Source organism: Streptomyces sp. NPDC052023 (assembly GCF_044548465.1).
Taxonomy (GTDB): Bacteria; Actinomycetota; Actinomycetes; order Streptomycetales; family Streptomycetaceae; genus Streptomyces.
The window spans coordinates 12,808-30,121 of sequence record NZ_JBIUBW010000015.1 but is presented as its reverse complement, the minus strand read 5'-3'; the positions used below and the strand labels follow the sequence as shown (position 1 = coordinate 30,121).

Annotated in this window: 19 protein-coding genes; 8 read left to right on the top strand and 11 right to left on the bottom strand. The window is 72.6% G+C overall.

All coding sequences use genetic code 11. The features are described from left to right. Nucleotides 1–6 precede the first annotated feature (6 nt). The 4 genes from ACIHCM_RS26210 to ACIHCM_RS26195 all read right to left on the bottom strand — a co-directional run bounded on the left by ACIHCM_RS26210 (nucleotide 7) and on the right by ACIHCM_RS26195 (nucleotide 3,985). On the bottom strand, nucleotides 7–363 hold the full coding sequence (locus ACIHCM_RS26210) for a UBP-type zinc finger domain-containing protein (RefSeq protein WP_399900436.1): 357 nt from the start codon (nucleotides 361–363) through the stop codon (nucleotides 7–9). Next, nucleotides 360–1,820 (bottom strand): ATP-binding protein, encoded by a 1,461-nt coding sequence (locus ACIHCM_RS26205; protein WP_399900433.1) that lies wholly within the window; start codon nucleotides 1,818–1,820, stop codon nucleotides 360–362. The genes ACIHCM_RS26210 and ACIHCM_RS26205 overlap by 4 nt, the downstream gene beginning before the upstream one ends. Next, on the bottom strand, nucleotides 1,817–3,493 hold the full coding sequence (locus ACIHCM_RS26200; protein ID WP_399900430.1) for an FAD-dependent oxidoreductase: 1,677 nt from the start codon (nucleotides 3,491–3,493) through the stop codon (nucleotides 1,817–1,819). Before ACIHCM_RS26200 ends, ACIHCM_RS26205 begins: the two co-directional genes overlap by 4 nt. A 138-nt stretch (nucleotides 3,494–3,631) precedes the next feature. Continuing rightward, entirely contained in the window at nucleotides 3,632–3,985 is a 354-nt protein-coding gene (locus tag ACIHCM_RS26195; RefSeq protein WP_399900427.1) for a VOC family protein, read from the bottom strand. A gap of 62 nt (nucleotides 3,986–4,047) precedes the next feature. Between ACIHCM_RS26195 and ACIHCM_RS26190 the strand changes: the two genes are divergently transcribed. Beyond that, on the top strand, nucleotides 4,048–4,917 hold the full coding sequence (locus tag ACIHCM_RS26190; protein ID WP_399900424.1) for a universal stress protein: 870 nt from the start codon (nucleotides 4,048–4,050) through the stop codon (nucleotides 4,915–4,917). Between the two features lies 1 nt (nucleotide 4,918). Here ACIHCM_RS26190 and ACIHCM_RS26185 read toward each other — a convergent pair whose 3' ends face one another. The 3 genes from ACIHCM_RS26185 to ACIHCM_RS26175 all read right to left on the bottom strand — a co-directional run bounded on the left by ACIHCM_RS26185 (nucleotide 4,919) and on the right by ACIHCM_RS26175 (nucleotide 7,627). Further along, nucleotides 4,919–6,136: a DUF4032 domain-containing protein gene (locus tag ACIHCM_RS26185; RefSeq protein ID WP_399900421.1), complete on the bottom strand. Its 1,218-nt coding sequence runs from the start codon at nucleotides 6,134–6,136 to the stop codon at nucleotides 4,919–4,921. Between the two features lie 9 nt (nucleotides 6,137–6,145). Then, the gene (locus ACIHCM_RS26180) at nucleotides 6,146–6,892 is read right to left on the bottom strand and encodes an MBL fold metallo-hydrolase (protein WP_399900418.1); all 747 of its coding nucleotides are present in this window, start codon (nucleotides 6,890–6,892) and stop codon (nucleotides 6,146–6,148) included. A gap of 105 nt (nucleotides 6,893–6,997) precedes the next feature. After that, a complete protein-coding gene (locus tag ACIHCM_RS26175) occupies nucleotides 6,998–7,627 on the bottom strand; it encodes an alpha-ketoglutarate-dependent dioxygenase AlkB (RefSeq protein WP_399900415.1) in 630 nt (209 codons plus the stop codon). A 138-nt stretch (nucleotides 7,628–7,765) separates the two neighbouring features. Here ACIHCM_RS26175 and ACIHCM_RS26170 point away from each other — a divergent pair, with 138 nt between their 5' ends. Then, a complete protein-coding gene (locus ACIHCM_RS26170) occupies nucleotides 7,766–8,389 on the top strand; it encodes a TetR/AcrR family transcriptional regulator (RefSeq protein WP_399900412.1) in 624 nt (207 codons plus the stop codon). Nucleotides 8,390–8,409: 20 nt separating this feature from the next. Then, entirely contained in the window at nucleotides 8,410–10,083 is a 1,674-nt protein-coding gene (locus tag ACIHCM_RS26165) for an FAD-binding dehydrogenase (RefSeq protein WP_399900837.1), read from the top strand. A 21-nt stretch (nucleotides 10,084–10,104) separates the two neighbouring features. Here ACIHCM_RS26165 and ACIHCM_RS26160 read toward each other — a convergent pair whose 3' ends face one another. Further along, nucleotides 10,105–10,455, bottom strand: a complete 351-nt coding sequence (locus tag ACIHCM_RS26160) for a DUF488 domain-containing protein (RefSeq protein WP_399900409.1) — start codon at nucleotides 10,453–10,455, stop codon at nucleotides 10,105–10,107. Between the two features lie 107 nt (nucleotides 10,456–10,562). On the opposite strand from ACIHCM_RS26160, the gene ACIHCM_RS26155 reads away from it, so the two are divergent. Further along, nucleotides 10,563–11,309, top strand: coding sequence for a hypothetical protein (locus ACIHCM_RS26155; RefSeq protein ID WP_399900406.1), 747 nt, complete (start codon nucleotides 10,563–10,565; stop codon nucleotides 11,307–11,309). A gap of 61 nt (nucleotides 11,310–11,370) precedes the next feature. On the opposite strand, the gene ACIHCM_RS26150 is transcribed toward ACIHCM_RS26155, so the two are convergent. Next, nucleotides 11,371–12,267 carry a LysR family transcriptional regulator ArgP gene (locus ACIHCM_RS26150; RefSeq protein WP_399900403.1) on the bottom strand — a complete coding sequence of 299 codons (897 nt, stop codon included), beginning with the start codon at nucleotides 12,265–12,267 and terminating at the stop codon, nucleotides 11,371–11,373. A 106-nt stretch (nucleotides 12,268–12,373) separates the two neighbouring features. On the opposite strand from ACIHCM_RS26150, the gene ACIHCM_RS26145 reads away from it, so the two are divergent. Together ACIHCM_RS26145 and ACIHCM_RS26140 are read left to right on the top strand one after the other, a co-directional pair. Next, nucleotides 12,374–12,988: a LysE/ArgO family amino acid transporter gene (locus ACIHCM_RS26145; RefSeq protein ID WP_399900400.1), complete on the top strand. Its 615-nt coding sequence runs from the start codon at nucleotides 12,374–12,376 to the stop codon at nucleotides 12,986–12,988. A gap of 128 nt (nucleotides 12,989–13,116) precedes the next feature. Beyond that, nucleotides 13,117–14,415, top strand: coding sequence for an MFS transporter (locus tag ACIHCM_RS26140; RefSeq protein ID WP_399900398.1), 1,299 nt, complete (start codon nucleotides 13,117–13,119; stop codon nucleotides 14,413–14,415). Nucleotides 14,416–14,427: 12 nt separating this feature from the next. Here the strand turns inward: ACIHCM_RS26140 and ACIHCM_RS26135 are convergent, their stop codons facing one another. Then, nucleotides 14,428–14,883 carry a cyclic nucleotide-binding domain-containing protein gene (locus ACIHCM_RS26135; RefSeq protein ID WP_399900395.1) on the bottom strand — a complete coding sequence of 152 codons (456 nt, stop codon included), beginning with the start codon at nucleotides 14,881–14,883 and terminating at the stop codon, nucleotides 14,428–14,430. A 475-nt stretch (nucleotides 14,884–15,358) separates the two neighbouring features. Next, entirely contained in the window at nucleotides 15,359–15,580 is a 222-nt protein-coding gene (locus tag ACIHCM_RS26130; protein WP_393111041.1) for a hypothetical protein, read from the bottom strand. Nucleotides 15,581–15,802: 222 nt separating this feature from the next. Between ACIHCM_RS26130 and ACIHCM_RS26125 the strand changes: the two genes are divergently transcribed. Next, a complete protein-coding gene (locus ACIHCM_RS26125; protein ID WP_399900834.1) occupies nucleotides 15,803–16,177 on the top strand; it encodes an ATP-binding protein in 375 nt (124 codons plus the stop codon). A gap of 185 nt (nucleotides 16,178–16,362) precedes the next feature. Further along, nucleotides 16,363–17,220: a SigB/SigF/SigG family RNA polymerase sigma factor gene (locus tag ACIHCM_RS26120; RefSeq protein ID WP_399900391.1), complete on the top strand. Its 858-nt coding sequence runs from the start codon at nucleotides 16,363–16,365 to the stop codon at nucleotides 17,218–17,220. The last annotated feature ends 94 nt before the right edge of the window (nucleotides 17,221–17,314 follow it).

Genomic DNA, 17,314 nt, shown 5'->3' with positions numbered 1-17,314 from the left:
CCGGCCTCACTGCCGCAGCGTGCGGGTCCAGTCGGCGGGCACCCGGCCGGCGGGACCCGGCGTCGGCTGGTCCGCCGGATGGCACACCGGTGGCGCCAGCTCCGGCCCGGACTCGTACGCCTCCTTCGTCGCGAAGTTCCAGAACCACTCCTCGCCCGGTTCGAAACTCCGCATCACCGGATGGCCGGTTGCCTTGTAGTGGGCGGTGGCGTGCTGGGCGGGCGAGGAGTCGCAGCAGCCGATGTGCCCGCACTGGGCGCAGCGCCGCAGGTGGAACCACCACCCGCCGGCCTCGTCGCACTCCCCGCATCCCGTGCCGCTGGGCGGGACGCTCGGGTCGATGCCGCTGATGTCACTGGTCATGCCGACTCCTCGGGGGCCGTCTCGTCCTCGGTGGCGGTGAGCGGAAGCAGTACCTGGAACCGGGTGTCGCCCGGCACGGACTCCACCTGGAGCGTGCCGTGGTGCTTGTTGACCACGATCCGCCAGGAGATGTCCAGGCCGAGCCCGGTGCCCTCGCCCACCGGCTTGGTGGTGAAGAACGGGTCGAAGATCCGGTCCCGGATCTCCGGCGGCACCCCGGGACCGGTGTCGCGGAACTCCACCAGCAGACGGTCGTGCTCGCGTGCCGTGCGCACCGTCAGCGCACCTTCGCCGCCGTCGCTGTTGATCGCGGCGACCGCGTTGTCGATCAGGTTGGTCCACACCTGGTTGAGCTCCGCCGGGCAGGCGGGGACGTTCGGCAGCGTTCGGTCGTAGTCCTTGACGACCTTGATCCGCGGGCCGATCTTGCCCGACAGCATCAGCAGCGTGCTGTCGAGGAGTTCGTGCACGTCGGCCATCCGGTACGGGGCCCGGTCGAGCTGCGAGTACTGCTTCGCCGCGTCCACCAGCTGCGAGACACGGGCCGTGGAGTCCTGGATCTCGTCCATCAGCAGCTCGGTCTCGACCGTGTAGTTCAGCCATCCGATCGCGCCCGGCAGTATCTCCTCGTCCACGGCGGCCGCGACCTGGTCCAGCCAGTCCAGATCGAGTCCGGCCTGCACGAAGGTGGGCGCGAGCCGCCAGCCGTCGGGGATGTCGTGCTCGTCCAGCCAGTCGCTCACGGCGTCCTCGCGGTCCGCCGCCTCCAGCGGACTCAGCGTCGGCGCCTTCGCGACGCGTTCGGCCGTGCGGTCCTGGATCTCGATCAGGTTCGCGAGTGCCTCAGGGGGATAGGGCCCGGCGGAGATGACGCCGAGCTTGTGCCGCATCTTCGCCACCCGCTCACGCAGCGACGCCGTCGCCCGCACCGCCGCCGCCGCGGGGTTGTTCAGCTCGTGCGTCAGACCGGCCGACAACGAGCCAAGCGCCAGCAGCCGTTCACGCTGCCCGATGGCCCGCTGGGCGCTCTTGGAACCGAAGAAGAGCCCCTCCAGCAGATGCACCGCCATCGGGAACCACTCCTGCATGATGCTCGCGAACGTGCCGGCGGGCAGCACGAAGAAGCGGGTCGGCTCCGTCACCCGCATCGAGTTGTTGTAGACCTGCCGGACACGGTCGCCGAGGTAGGCCTGCATGGCCCCCGCGTACACGCCCCGCTGCGAGGTCCGGCTGACCTCCACGTCGTCCCCGCCGACCCGGCGGTACAGCACCACCGTGCCGTCGAGCATCACGTAGAAGCAGGTGGCGGGCTCGCCCTCGGTGTACACCGGCCCGGCCTCGAAGCGTTCCACCCCGCCCGCCTCGCACAGCCGTCCGAGCTGCTCGGGGGTGAGCTTCTCGAACAGGAACAGCGAGCCGATCTCCCTCGGGTCGCACGGCATGGTCCGTCCGCTCATGACTGCTCCAGATACCGGTGGACGAGCATGACGGCCATGGCCCCCTCGCCGACGGCGGACGCGACCCGCTTGGCCGACTCGGCGCGCGCGTCACCCGCCACGAACACGCCCGGCACATTGGTCTCCAGGTGGTACGGCGGCCGGTCCAGCTCCCAGTCCGCCGGTGGCCGCCCGTCGGCCGTGAGGTCGGGCCCGGCCAGGATGAACCCGCGTTCGTCCCGCAGCACCGTGGTGTCCAGCCAGTCGGTCAGGGGCGCCGCGCCGATGAACACGAACAGCCACTGCGTGTCGACGAGTTCGGTCTGCCCCGTCGTCAGGTCGCGCAGCGTCAGCTGCTCCAGGTGTTCGGAGCCGTGCGCCGACTCGACGACCGTGCCGCAGCGCACCGAGATGTTCGGCGCCTGCTCGATCTGCTGGACCAGGTAGGACGACATCGACACCGCCAGCGACTCGCCGCGCACCAGCAGCGTCACCGACTTGGCGCCCCGGGCCAGGTACATCGCCGCCTGTCCCGCGGAGTTGGCGCCGCCCACGATGTACACGTCGTGGCCCTGGCACGACGACGCCTCGGTGAGCGACGAGCCGTAGTACACCCCGCAGCCGTTCAGCTCGTCGCACCCCTCGGCGGTCAGCTGCCGGTACTGCACACCGGTCGCCAGGATCACGCTGTGCGCGGCGATCCGGGAGCCGTCCGAGAACCGCACGACCCGCGCGGCCCCGTTGACCTCCAGTCCCGTCACCTCACGCGCGGTGAGGATCTCCGCGCCGAACCTCGACGCCTGCCGGCGGGCCCGGTCGGTGAGCTGGGCCCCGGACACACCGTCCGGGAAGCCCAGGTAGTTCTCGATGCGCGAGCTCTGCCCGGCCTGCCCGCCCGTGGCCGACCGCTCCACGAGGACCGTCCGCAGCCCCTCCGACGCCCCGTACACGGCGGCGCCGAGCCCGGCCGGGCCGCCGCCGATGACGACCAGGTCGTAGAAGTCGGCGGTCGGCTGTGTCTCCAGCCCCACGTGGGCGGCGAGTTCGGCCGCCTCCGGCTCGACCAGGGGCGTGCCGTCGGGCGTGATCACCAGCGGCAGCCGCTGCCCGTCCGCCCCCGCGGCGTCCAGCAGCCGCCGCCCCTCGGGCTCGTCGGCCGAGTACCAGCGGTAGGGCACCTGGTTGCGGGCCAGGAACTCGCGGATGTCCGTGGAGCGCGCCGACCAGCGGTGCCCGACGACCTTGGTGCTGGGCACGGGCCGGTGGTCGCTGCGCCGCCAGGCGTCCAGCAGGTCGTCGAGGACCGGGTAGAGCTTCTCCTCGGGCGGGTCCCACGGCTTGAGCAGATAGTGGTCGAGATCGACGACGTTGATCGCGTCGATGGCCGCGTTGGTGTCCGCGTACGCGGTCAGCAGCACCCGGCGCGCGCCCGGGTACACGTCCAGGGCCAGTTCCAGGAACTCGATGCCGTTCATCTGCGGCATGCGGTAGTCGGCCAGGATGACCGCCACGAGGTCGCCGCGCAGCTTCAGCTCACGCAGCGCCTCCAGCGCGGACTCGCCGGACTCCGCGCGGACGATCCGGTACGACCGGCCGTAGCGTCGCCGGAGGTCCCGCGCGACGGCACGGGAGACCCCCGGATCGTCGTCGACGGTCATGATGACGGTCCGCGTGGCGTCGGCGGCCTGTGCCATGCGTCTCCCACCCCGAGAGGTCGATGTCAGGGCACGGCGTCCCCGTGGTCGTCGCACCCGGCTTCGGCCATCGTATGTTCGATCGCGCCGGTTCGCTCAGGCGTGGCGCGGCCACCGTGCTCGCGCGGAGGGGGCCGCTCAGTGGCGGCGCGAGCGCAGGACGCAGAACTCGTTGCCCTCAGGATCGGCGAGCACCACCCATGTCCGCTCGCCCTGGCCGACGTCCGCGGACCGGGCCCCGAGGGCGAGCAGGCGGGTGACCTCGGCCTCCTGGTCGTCGGGGCGGAAGTCGAGATGGAGGCGGTTCTTGACCGTCCTGGCCTCCGGCACCGGCACGAACAGCAGCCCCGGAAGACGGTCCGCGGCGGGCCGGATCTCGTACTCCTCGGCCGACTCGTTGATCACCACCCAGCCGAGCGCTTCCGCCCACCAGTTCCCGAGGGCCACCGGATCCGCGGCGTCCACCACTACCTGCTCCCATGCGAGGCTCATGCCGGCAGCGTAGGGAAGACTGAGGGCTGACGACGCGCACGCGACACGAGGAGGCAGCCGGGATGACGCGCCCGATCACCGCAGGGGTGGACGGATCGGAGGAGAGCCTCGCCGCACTGGCCTGGGCGGGACGCGAGGCCGTCCGGCGCGGACGGGCGCTGCGAGTGGTGCACGCCTGGCGGTACGAGCCGCACGAGGCCGTCCAGGGCGACCACGAGGCGCAGGCACGATGGGTGCGGGACGCGGTGGACGCGGGCGTGCGGACCGTCAGCGGGCGGCACGCCGGCCTGGAGGTGACCACCGACATCGTCGAGGGCGATGCCGCCGACGCCCTCGCCGCCGCGGCGGACCAGTCGGAGATGCTGGTGCTCGGATCGCGCGGGCACGGCCGGGTCGTGGGCTTCCTGCTCGGCTCGGTGGGCCAGCAGGTGATCGCCGGGACGTCCCGCCCGGTAGTCCTGGTGCGGTCCGGCGACCGTGCCACGGGCGAGGTGGACGGCCGCGAGATCGTCGTCGGGCAGGAGGGCGACGCGCAGGACAGCGCCGCCGCGCTCGGGTTCGCGTTCGAGACGGCCGCCGCGCGCGGGGCGACGGTGCGGGCGGTCCGGGCCTGGACGCTGCCGCCGGTCTTCGCCTACAGCCCCGGCTCGCTGAAGCTGCTCGACGAGGCGGGCGGGCCGGAGCCGTACCAGACGAAGGCGCTGTCCGAGGCGTTGCAGCCGTGGCGGGAGCGGTTCCCGGACGTGCCCGTGGTGGAGCACGTGGAGATGGGCAGCGCGGGGCAGGTGCTGCTGTCGGTGGCCGGGCGGGCCCAGCTGATGGTCGTCGGCCGCCGCGCGCGCCGTACGGCCGTGGGGGCGCGGATCGGTTCGGTGGCGCACGGCGTCCTGCACCACGCGGCGTGCCCGGTGGCGGTCGTACCGCCCGCGTGAGTCACTCGGCCGGCGGTTCCCGAAGCGGTTCGCGGGCGCGCGGCAGGATGTTCTCCACGTAGTCCTTGACGGCGGTGTCGAGGCCGATGTCGTGCTGGGCCCGCTCCGAGAGGTACCAGCGGTGTTCGAGGAGCTGGTGGTAGATCTCGGCCGGGTCCATGGCGCCGCGCAACTCCGGCGGCACGGCGCGCACCGTCGGTCGGAAGACCTCCCGCACCCAGCGGTGGGCGAGGACTTCGGGGCGGGCGTCGTGGTCGTCCTGGGTGGCCATCCAGCTCTCCAGGTCGCTCAGCAGCCGCCGGGCCTGGTTCTCCTCGGTGTCGAGCCCGGTCAGGCGCAGCAGCTGCCGCTGGTGGTGGCCCGCGTCGACGACCTTGGGCACGAAGGTGACGGTGTCGCCGTTGGAGGAGTGCTCGATCTGCATCTCGGCGACGTCGAAACCGAGCTCGTTCAGGCGGCGTATCCGGCGCTCCATGTACTGGTACTTGCCCGCCGGGTAGACCGAGGTGCGGGTCAGCTCCTGCCACAGGCCGCCGTAGCGGGCGCAGATCTCCGTGCCGAACTCGACGGGATCGACCGACGGGTGCAGCGCGCCCGACGCCACCAGGTCGAGCAGCTCGCCGCTGATGTTGACGCGGGCCAGGTCCAGGTCGTAGTCGCGCTGGCCGTCGCTGAGGCGGGGGTGCAGCTCGCCGGTCTCGGCGTCGACGAGGTAGGCGGCGTAGGCGCCGGCGTCACGGCGGAACAGCGTGTTGGACAGCGAGCAGTCGCCCCAGGCGAACCCGGCCAGGTGCAGCCGCACCAGGAGCACCGCCAGCGCGTCCATCAGCCGGTGCATGGTCGCCGGGCGCATGGTCGTCTCGAACATCGACCGGTACGGCATCGAGCCGCCCAGGTGCCGGGTGATCAGCACCGGCTCCAGCGGGCCGCCGGCCGCGTCCGTGCGGCCGGTGACCACGGCGAGGGCGTCCACGGCGGGGATGCCGAGCCGGTCCAGGTCGCGCAGCAGCTCGTACTCGCGCTGGGCGGGCCGGCGCGCCAGCTCCTTGACGGCGACGATCTCGCTGCCCGCGCGGGCGTAGCGCACCACATGGCGGGAGATGCCCCGCGGCAGCGGCACGAGGTGCTCCTGCGGCCACTCCTCCAGCGGCAGATGCCACGGAAGCTCCAGCAGGAGTGCGGGGTGTTCCGGGTTGGTGGCATTGATCTGCAAGGCCATGGCGTGAGCCTAGAGGGCCCGTTCCCGCGCCTGGCGGGCGGCGTCCTGCACGGCACCCCGGTGGAGCGGCCCGTGGCCGGGCAGCAGTACGTCGGCCGCGAGACCCTCGATCACCGCCAGCGAGGCGAGCGCCTGGGCGCGCTCGCGGTGGAACATGTCGGGCAGGAGTTGCGGGCCCGCGATCCGCGAGGTGGCGTGGCCGCTGACCAGGGCGTCCCCGGAGATGACGACTCCGGCGTCCGGCAGATGGAAGACGGAGTGCCCGTCGGTGTGGCCGGGCGTGTGCACGGGCACCGGACGTCCCGGCAGATCCAGCGGGCCCGCCGCAGGGAACGGCTCGGGCGACGCGACCGGGATGTGGGCGGTGCCTCCCGAGCGCAGCGCGTGCACGGCCCACGGCAGCACTCCCGGACGCCAGCCGTTGCGCAGCACCCGGCCCACGGAGACCTGGTGCAGGAACTCCCGGCGGGCGTGCGGCACTTCGGCCTCGTGCAGATACACCGGCGTGCCGTAGGTCGCGCTGAGGTACTCCGCGGAGCCGAGGTGGTCGTTGTGCGCGTGGGTGATCAGCACTGCGGCGACCGCCTCCGGGGCGCTCCCCACCGCCGCGAGCGAGCCGAGGAGCTGCTGCCGGTCCCCGAGGTAGCCGGTGTCGACCAGCGTGACGGCGTCTCCGTCCTTGACGATCACCCAGTTGGTGTTGCTGCCGTGCACGAGGTGGATGCCCTCGGCCACTTCCCGTACGTCTGCCCGCATGATCGTCCCGCCTGGTGAGGTCCACGCCCGACACGGACAGCAAAGCAGATCAGGAAGCCGGGACGGCGGGAGGGTCCGGCATGTGGCGGGCGGGGGCGGCGGCGGTCAGTTCACCCCCCGGGGGCGGAACTGGATGCTGATGCGCGGGCCCGTGGCGCGCGTGGACTTCGGTACGCAGTGCTCCCACGTGCGCTGGCAGGAGCCCCCCATCACGATGAGGTCGCCGTGCCCGAGCGGGCGCCGCACGGTCGCGCCGCCGCCGTGCATCGGGCGGAGCAGCAGGTCACGGGGTGCGCCGACGGACAGGATGGCGACCATCGTGTCCTCCCGGGCACCGCGCCCGATCCGGTCGCCGTGCCAGGCCACGCTGTCGCGGCCGTCCCGGTAGTAGCACAGGCCCGCGGTGGCGAACGGCTCGCCCAGCTCGCGGGCGTAGTGCCCGGTCAGCGCGTCCCGTGCCTCGGCCAGCACCAGGTGCGGCAGCGGATCGCCCGTGCCGTAGTACGCCAGCAGCCGGGGCACGTCGACGACGTGGTCGTACATCGTGCGGCGCTCGGCCCGCCACGGCACCTCGGCCGCCAGCTGTTCGAACAACGCGTCCGACCCGCTCAGCCATCCCGGCAGTACGTCGATCCAGGCGCCGGAGCCGAGCGCGGTGCGGCGCAGCCCGTGGAGCGGGCCGAGCCGGACCTCGTCGGTCTGGTCGAAGAGCGAGCCCTGGAGGTTCGTGGTCATGTCCCCAGCGTAACCCTGATTCGAATATGTGTTCCAAGAGCATCGCGCGGCATCCCGGCCCGCGAAATCCATGGCGTCACGGCCCTTTGGATACATTGCTGTATCGGATACATTCGCGTATCGAACGGAGGGCCGTACATGGAGCGAACCGCCGGGCGCGTCACCAGGCGCCGCGTCCGCACCCGGGCCAACCTCCTGGACGCCGCGTTCGAGGTGTTCGCGGCCAAGGGCTTCGGGCGGGTGTCGATCGAGGAGGTGTGCGAGGCCGCCGGGTACAGCCGGGGCGCCTTCTACTCGAACTTCGCCAGCCTCGACGAGCTGTTCTTCGCCCTCTACCGGCAGCGCGCCGACCTCATCGCCGAGCAGGTCTCCGGCGCGCTCGCCCAGGACGGACCGGACCTCGACGTACCCGCCGCCGTCGACCGGGTCACCGAGGTGCTGCTTCTCGACCTGGACTGGCTGCTGGTCAAGACGGACTTCCTGGTGCACGCCGCGCGTGACGCCGCCGTGGCGCAGACCCTGCTGGAGCACCGGAGCAGGCTGCGCGGCGCGATCGCCGAGCGGCTCGCCCGGGCCGTCCCCGCCCACACCGCACTGCCCGCCGTCCTGGGCGGCACCGACGCCGCCGCCCACGCGGTGGTCGCCGCGTACGACGGAGTCACCACCCAACTGCTGCTGGACAAGGACGTCGAGCACGCGCGCGCGTGGCTCAAGCAGTTGCTCACCGCCCTGCTGACCGACGGCAGCGGCATCCCCCGATGAGTCAGGAAAGGACGATCGCCATGGACGCCGACGTCATCGTCGTAGGAGCCGGCCTCGCGGGCCTGGTCGCCGCGCACGAGCTCACCAGCCGGGGCCGCCGGGTCGCGCTGGTCGACCAGGAGAACGCCGCCAATCTCGGCGGGCAGGCGTTCTGGTCCTTCGGAGGCCTGTTCCTCGTCGACTCGCCGGAGCAGCGGCGCCTCGGCGTGAAGGACTCCTTCGACCTCGCCTGGAGCGACTGGCAGGGCAGCGCCGGATTCGACCGGATCGACGACGAGGACTCCTGGGCGGTGCGCTGGGCGCGGGCCTACGTCGAGTTCGCCGCGGGGGAGAAGCGGTCGTGGCTGGAGGGGCACGGCATCAAGTTCCTGCCCACGGTCGGCTGGGCCGAGCGCGGCGACCTGCGCGCCCACGGGCACGGCAACTCCGTGCCCCGCTTCCACATCGCCTGGGGCACCGGCACGGGAGTGGTGGAGCCGTTCGTGCGGTACGCCACGCAGGCCGCCCGCGACGGGCTGCTGACCTTCCGTCACCGGCACCGGGTGGACCGGCTCGTCGTCGACAACGGTGCCGTCCGCGGCGTGAGCGGCACGGTGCTGGCCGACGACGACTCCCCCCGCGGCGTCGCCTCCAACCGGGACCCGGCCGGCGAGTTCGAGCTCACCGCGCAGGCCGTGATCGTCACCACCGGCGGCATCGGCGCCGACCACGACATCGTCCGGCGCCACTGGCCCGAGCGGCTCGGCACCCCGCCCGCCGAGATGGTCACCGGCGTCCCCGCCTACGTCGACGGCCGGATGCTCGACATCAGTGCCGAGGCGGGCGTGCGGCTGGTCAACCGCGACCGCATGTGGCACTACACCGAGGGCCTGCGGAACTGGGACCCCATCTGGCCCGGCCACGGCATCCGCATCCTGCCCGGTCCTTCCTCGATGTGGTTCGACGCCCTCGGCCGCCGGCTGCCCGACCCCTGCCTCCCCGGCTACGACACCCTCGGCACCCTCAAGCACCTGCGCACCACCGAGGACATCGCGGGGCACGACCACTCCTGGTTCATCCTCACCCAGCGGATCATCGAGAAGGAGTTCGCGCTGTCGGGCTCCGAGCAGAACCCCGACATCACCGCCAAGGACCGCAAGGCGTTCCTGCGTGAACGCGTTCTCGGCAAGGGGGCGCCCGGCCCGGTGGCGGCGTTCCTGCGCAACGGCGCCGACTTCGTGTCCGCCGCCACCCTCGAGCAACTCGTCGAGAAGATGAACGGCCTCACCGGCAAGCCGCTGCTCGAAGCGGAGGTGATACGCCGTCAGATCGAGGCCCGCGACGCCCAGCTGGCCAACCCCTACGGCAAGGACGCCCAGGTGCAGGGCATCCGCAACGCCCGCCGCTACATCGGCGACCGCCTCGGCCGCGTGGCCACCCCGCACCGCATCCTCGACCCGGCCGCGGGCCCGTTGATCGGCGTCAAGCTGCACGTGCTGACCCGCAAGACGCTCGGCGGCATCCAGACCGACCTCGACTCCCGTGCTCTCGGTGCCGACGGCCGGCCCCTCGACGGGCTGTACGCGGCGGGGGAGGTCGCCGGCTTCGGCGGCGGCGGCGTGCACGGCTACAACGCGCTGGAGGGCACCTTCCTCGGCGGCTGCCTGTTCTCGGGCCGTGCGGCGGGACGGGCGGCCGCCCGCCAGACCGGCTGAGACACTCCGGGGCCCGCCTTCTCAGGACTCCAGAAGGCGGGCCAGCACCGCCACGTGACCCTGCTCCAGGTTCTTCGAACCGGTCACCAGCGTGACCGTGCCCTTGGCCGCCAGCTTCCGTACCCCTTCAAGGATGTCCGCCGCCTCGGGCTCGGCGAGCTCCGCCTCGTACCGGCGCGCGAACTCATCGTACGAGCCCTCGCCCGCGTGGTACCACTGGCGCAGTTCGGTGGACGGCGTCAGACCCTTGGGCCACTCGTCCACGCCTGCCGCCTCCTTGGTCAGGCCGCGCGGCCACAGCCGGTCCACCAGGACGCGCACGCCGTCCTCGGGCTCCGGCGGTTCGTAGACTCGTCGGACACGGACGCTCATGGGGAAGCCTTTCGCACGAGAGAGGTGTGACGGGAGCGTACGCCGGGCGGGTGGACGCAGCCGTGGAACCGGGCGGGATCCCCACCCGTGTCGGTCAAGGTCGGCACATGACCAGACGCACCCGCCGGTTCCTGCTGCCCGCCGCTCTGCTGCTCACCGCGTGCGGCGCCGAGGACACGGACCCGGAAACGGCACCCGCGCGACCGCCCGCCGCCTCCGAGGCCAAGGCGCCCGGCCCCGCTGCGGAGCCGTCTCTCGGAACGGCTCCCCGGCCGCTCCCCGGGCTCGGCCCGCTGACCCGGGCCCAGGTGCCCGCCGACGCACGCCAGGCGGTCGTGGTGACCGGCCTCGGCAGGAACTCCCCGCTGTCCGAGGCCGTCCTGTACGAACGCACCCTGGCCGGCTGGCAGGAGCGCGGAAGCTGGCCCGCGCACAACGCGCTGCTCGGCTGGACCGACCGGCACCAGCTCGGTGACCTGCGCTCACCCGTCGGCGTTCACACCCTCACCGACGCCGGGGGCCTGCTCCCCGACCCGGGGACCCGGATGCCGTACGACCACTCGGCAGCGTTCACGGCGACCGGTTCCGGTTTCGAGGGCGAGCCGCTGTCCGGCTCCTTCGACTACGTGGTCGCCATCGACTACAACCGCCGGCCCGGTTCCTCGCCCCTGGACTGGACCCGGCCGCTCGGCGCCGCGCGCGGCGGGGGCATCTGGTTCCACGTCGACCACGGCGGACCCACCCAGGCCTGCGTCACCCTGCGGCGGGCCCACATGAAGGAACTGCTGCGCTCGCTGGACCCGGCCCGGCACCCCGTTGCGGTCATGGGCGACGCCGCCTCACTGGCCCGATGAACGCCGGGAGACCGCTCGGCGCACGGCCACTGAGGGGCCTTCCGCCGGAGACACCCCCCGGTCACCGCGGACGCAGGGACTCCGCGGCCGTCGCCGTCACGGCCTGCGCCACCGCCGCCAGCGCGGGGGAGTCCAGCTTCCACTGCTGCCAGTACAGCGGCACGTCCACCGCCCGGTCGGGCGCCAGGTGGATCAGGCGGCCCGCGGCCAGCAGCGGTTCCGCCTGGACCTCCGGGACCAGCCCCCACCCGAGGCCGGCCGCCACCGCCTCGGCGAAGCCGTCCGAGGTGGGCACGGAGTGCCGTACCGCGCTCGCGCCGCCGCCGCGCCGCAGCCGGCGGACGAACGCGTCCTGGAGGTCGTCCCGGCGGTCGAAGACCACGACCGGCGCGTCCGGGAGCCGCTCGCGCAGCGGCCCGTCCAGATGCCGTGCGGCGAAGTCGGGGCGGGCCGCGGCGACGTACCGCATGACGCCGAGCGCACGCACGGAGCAGCCCGTCACGGGCACGGAGGACGAGGTCACCGCGGCCATCACCAGACCCTCGCGCAGCAGGGCCGCCGTGTGGTCCTGGTCCTCGCGGCGCAGCTCGAAGCAGAGCCGCAGCTCCTCGGGGACGCGGCTGAGCGCCGGCAGGAACCAGGTCGCGAGCGAGTCGGAGTTCACCGCGACGGACACCCGGGTCGCCTCTGTGGTGCCGCTCATGCCGAGTTCGGCGCGCGCGTCCCGTTCCAGCCGGCCCAGCTGCCGCGCCAGCCGGACCACGATCTCGCCGGACTCCGTGGGGCGTACCGGCTTCGTGCGCATCAGCAGGATCCGGCCCGTGCGCTGCTCCAGCGCCTTCACGCGCTGACTGACCGCCGACGGTGTCACATGCAGCGCGGCGGCGGCCGCCTCGAAGGTGCCCTCGTCGACGACCGCCAGCAGGGTCCGCACCTGGTCCAGAGGAAGCTCCGTCATCACCGCGCCCGTTCATCGCACACCGCCGCACCGGCATTAGCTGGGTTAAGGGTACGTAAGAATCTTTAGCTGTACGCCGAGTGATCGTTTCCGTAGCGTCGAAGGCATGTCCCAAGCCCTGTCCACCGCGGCCGCCGGATTCGGCACCGGCCTCTCGCTCATCGTCGCCATCGGCGCCCAGAACGCCTTCGTGCTGCGTCAGGGGGTCCGCCGCGAGGCCGTCCTCGCCGTGGTCGGCATCTGCGCGCTCTCCGACGCCGCCCTGATCGCCCTCGGGGTCGGCGGGGTCGGCGCGGTGGTGGTGGCATGGCCGGGCGCGCTGAAAGCGGTGGGCTGGATCGGCGGCGCGTTCCTGCTCTGCTACGGCCTCCTGGCCGCCCGCCGGGTCGTCAGGCCCCAGGGGGCGCTGCGCACGGAGGGCGACACGGCCGGCTCGCGCCGGCGGGCGGTGCTCACCTGCCTGGCGATGACCTGGCTCAACCCGCACGTCTACCTCGACACCGTCTTCCTGCTGGGCTCGATCGCCGCCGATCAGGGGCCGTTGCGCTGGACGTTCGGGATCGGCGCCGCCACCGCCAGCCTCTGCTGGTTCGCCGCGCTGGGCTTCGGGGCACGGCTGCTCGGCCGCTGGCTCGCGAAGCCGGCGGCCTGGCGGGTGCTGGACGGGCTGGTCGCGACGACCATGATCGTCCTCGGCGTCACGCTCGTCGCCGGCAGCTGAGCCCGCCGCCGCGGAAGGCACAGGTCCTGAGGCGTCGCGCTCGCCGGGGGGAGCCGGACGAGAGCGCTCCCACCCGCCTGCGATAGTGATCCCCGGATTCGAAAGATGTAACGAGCAACGGGAAGCGCGTGGACACCAGCGAGAGCAGCACAGAGCACCCCACCGACGATCCCGCCCCCGCCGAGCCGCCCCGCCGCGGCTGGCGGCGCTGGGCGATGGACACCCGTCCCCTGCGCCGCCCGGCCTATCGCAGGCTGTGGGCCTCGACCATCGTCACGGCCGTCGGCAGCCAGCTGACCGCGGTCGCCGTGCCCAAGCAGATCTACGACATCACCGGCTCCTCCGCCTGGGTCGGTTACGCGAGCCTGGCAGGCCTGCTTCCGCTGGTGGTGTTCGCGCTCTGGGGTGGAGCAATCGCTGACAGCATGGATCGCCGCAAGCTGCTGCTGCTCACCAACAGCGGCATCGCCGTCACCTCCGTGCTGTTCTGGCTCCAGGCCGCGACCGGGCTCGGCTCCGTCACCGTGCTGATGGTCCTGCTCGCCGCCCAGCAGGCCTTCTTCGGCCTGAACGCCCCGGCCCGCAGCGCCTCCATCGCCCGGCTCGTCCCCGAGCACGAACTGGCCGCCGCCAATGCCCTCGGCTCGACGGTCATGCAGACCGGCCTGGTCGCCGGGCCGCTGCTCGCCGGAGCCCTCATCCCCGTCATCGGCCTGCCCGAGCTGTATCTCCTGGACGCCGTCGCCCTGTGCGTCGCCGTCTGGGCCGTGCTGCGGCTGCCCTCGCTGCCGCCGCTCGCGTCCACGGTGGCGCGGCGCGCCGGGGTGCGGGAGATCGCGGCGGGCTTCCGCTACATCGCGCTGCACAAGGTGCTGCTGCTGTCCTTCCTCGCCGACATCGTCGCCATGGTCCTCGGCATGCCCCGCGCCCTGTTCCCGCAGCTCGCCGCCGAGACGTTCGCCCCGTACGGCGAGGGTCTCGCCCTCGGCCTGCTCTTCGCGGCGATCCCGATCGGCGCCGTGGTGGGCGGACTCTTCTCCGGCACCTTCTCGCGGGCCCGGCGGCACGGCTGGATGGTGATCGGCGCGGTCGTCGCCTGGGGCCTGGCCGTCACCGGGTTCGGGCTGAGCACCAGCCTGTGGGTCGCGGTGGCCTTCCTGGCCGCCGCCGGCGTCGCCGACATGGTCTCGATGGTGTTCCGCGGTGCGATCCTGCTGTCCGCCGCGACGGACGAGATGCGCGGCCGGATGCAGGGGGTCTTCACGGTCGTGGTCGCGGGCGGCCCACGCCTGGCCGACGTGCTGCACGGCACCGCCGGCTCGGCCTTCGGCGCCCGCGCGGCCGTCGTGGGCGGCGGCCTGCTGGTCGTCGCCGTGATGCTGGCCCTGGCCGCCGCGATGCCGGACCTGCGGCGCTACCGCGTGTGACGCGCGGGCCCTCTAGATGCCGCTCCGCCGGCGCATGGTGTACTGCTCCATCAGCTGGCCGCGGGTCGTCTCCAGCCGGTGCGCCAGGATCTCGGCGACGATGCGGACCAGGGACATGCCGAGCTGCGGATCCTGTTCGCACAGCTCCAGCACCGGCTGCGCCTCGAACTCGTAGGCGCGTACCGGGCTGAAGGCCTCGGCGCCGAAGTCCCACCGGTGCGGTGGGAACAGCCAGGACCAGCCCAGCAGGTCGCCGGCGCCGAGGCTGGCGACGGTCACCCGCTGCGCGGACGTCACCTGCTGGTCGAGGGAGACCGCGCCCGAGCGGATCACCCAGAAGCGGTCGGCCACGCCGCCCGCCTCGAAGATCCGTGAGTCCTCGGGGAAGGACACCTCCCGTGCGAGCGTCATCAGGCGCTGTCGCTGTGGCGGGGGCAGGGCGGTCAGCAGTTTCGTCGCTTTGGTCATGGCGCAAAGCTCCTCGCCGGCGGAACGGACCCGGTGCGGTACCTATGCCCATTTCAGCCGCTGCGGGCCCACCGGGCACCTCGGCGCATGGAAAAGCCCTGGCTGGACGGGGGAAGCCAGCCAGGGCCGTCAAGGGTGGTGGCGGAGGAGGAGGTCGTCGACCCCGTCACCACTTATGTATGAACGATAAACCATCTCGCACCAGATTACTCACCCGTAAGCGGGCCACGTGACTCGTTTCACGTCCTGGCCCCGCGCCCCCCCGGGGCAGATTCCGCCGGTGCTCGCGCAGCCTGCCGGCAGCCGCTGAGTGCGAGCCCGTCGACTTCTGCGGGCCGGGTCCGGCAGGCGACTTCCGCTACCCGTCGAAGCGCGTCGCCCCAAGCGTGAGCGCGCCGCCCAACAGCCGTACGGCGCCGGGCTGGTGACCAGCGCGCCCTCTCCCGGCACCCGGGCCGCCGGTCCGGCAGCCCGGTCAGCCCACCTCGGCGTGCCGGCCGGGGGTCAGGATCTCGTCCAGCACCCTGAGCACCGCCTCGTAGGTCAGCCGCCGTACCGCAGCCTCTCGGGCTCCGGCCGGATCGGTCGGTTCCAGGGCCTCGCTGCGCTCGCGCCAGGCGCGTTCCTCCTGCTCCGCGCAGGCCCTGCCGCGCTGGATGCGCCGCAACAGCTCGTCTGAGTCCACGACATCGGTCATGTATTCCACCTACCCCCCTGTCCGGCATCAATGGCGGGAAGGTGGGTTTGGTGTGCCCAAGCGGGGTGAGCCGACCTATGAGGGCAGCGCCGGACAGACCCGTTCTTCGACTCAGTGGTTGCTCTGCCAGTCGATCAGTCAGGGAGCTGAGAAGTGAGCGCGCAGGAGTGGATCGAGCCCGCAGGTGAACCGGCCGACCAGGCCCGGGCCTGCCGAAGTGGGATGAGCCGACCGGCCGATGTGCGCCGGGCGATACGGCACGCGGTGGCCTGCCGGTGCCGGGACACCGGTACCCCGTGTGACGAGGGAGGGCTCTCGGACGCCCTCCTCGTGGCATCGGAGCTGACCACCAACGCCATTCTGCACGGCGGTGGCGTCACCGGAGTCGACGTCGACGTCGTCGGCCACGAGGTGCGGGTCTCGGTGAGCGACCGCAGCGACCGGCTGCCGGTGGCCGTGGCGCCGGTGGACGAGCAGGGGCGCCGCCGGGTCGGCGGGCGCGGCTGGCCGATCGTCTGCCGGCTGGCGTGCGACGTCCGGGTGGCCGATCTGCCCACCGGCGGCAAGCGCATCACCGCGGCGGTACCCGTTTTCTGAGAGACCCTCGGATGCCCGGAGTTTGTTCCTCCGGCGCCCGGGCAGACGCATTTTCGTGCTTCGGACCGGAGGCGCGCCAGCGGGGAGCGGTACGCGCTCCGGGGGCCTCCGGGTGATCGGGGCCGGCACCCTTCCCGCGGACAGTCCCTGAAGTCCCTGAAAAGACCGTTCAGGAGCGATTCCGCATGCTCATCGACATGTCGACCAGCCGTCCCGGCACCCCCGACTCCTCCACGGTGCCCGCCCAAGCCCGGCGGCGCCACGACGACGCTCCCGCGACCGCCGACCTCTTCGCCCGCCTGCACACGCTCCAGGACGGGCCCGAGAGGGACGCCCTGCGGGACGAACTCGTCACCGCCTGGCTGCCCATGGCCCACCGCATCGCCGGCCGGTTCCGTGACCGGGGCGAGTCCCTGGAGGACCTCAAGCAGGTGGCGGCGCTGGGGCTGGTCAAGGCGATCGACCGGTACGACCCTTCCCGTGGAGCCTTCGAGAGTTACGCCGTGCCCACCATCACCGGAGAGGTCAAGCGGCATTTCCGGGACCGGATGTGGGCGCTGCGCGTGCCGCGGCGTGTGCAGGAACTGCGCAACAAGGTCCGGCTCGCCCGCCGGGAGCTGACCCAGAATCCGGGCGCGCCGGAACCCACCGTCGCGGAGATCGCCGCGCACACCGGGCTCACGGAGGAAGAGGTCGCCACCGGCGTGGAGGCGCTGGAGAGCTTCAGCACCCTCTCCCTGGACGCCGAGCTCACCTCCGACGACGAGGGCTACAGCCTCGCGGACACCCTCGGCGCGCCGGACGGCTCGTACGACGTGGTGGTCGACCGGGAGTCCGCCAAGCAGAGCCTGCGCAATCTGCCGGAGCGTGAGCGGGCCATCCTCTACATGCGCTTCTTCGAGGACATGACGCAGAGCCGCATCGCCGACCGGCTCGGCATCTCGCAGATGCACGTCTCCCGCCTCATCAGCCGTAGCTGCGCCCGGGTCCGCGACGAGGCCCTCGGCACCCGCCCGACCCCGCCCGGCTCCAGCGCCCCCTGATCCCCACAGCCACCCGGCCCGGGTCTCGCAGCGATGTGGGGCCCGGGCTCGGCCGTGGCACCAGGCCTGTTCGGGGGCCGGGTCCGCAGGTGGT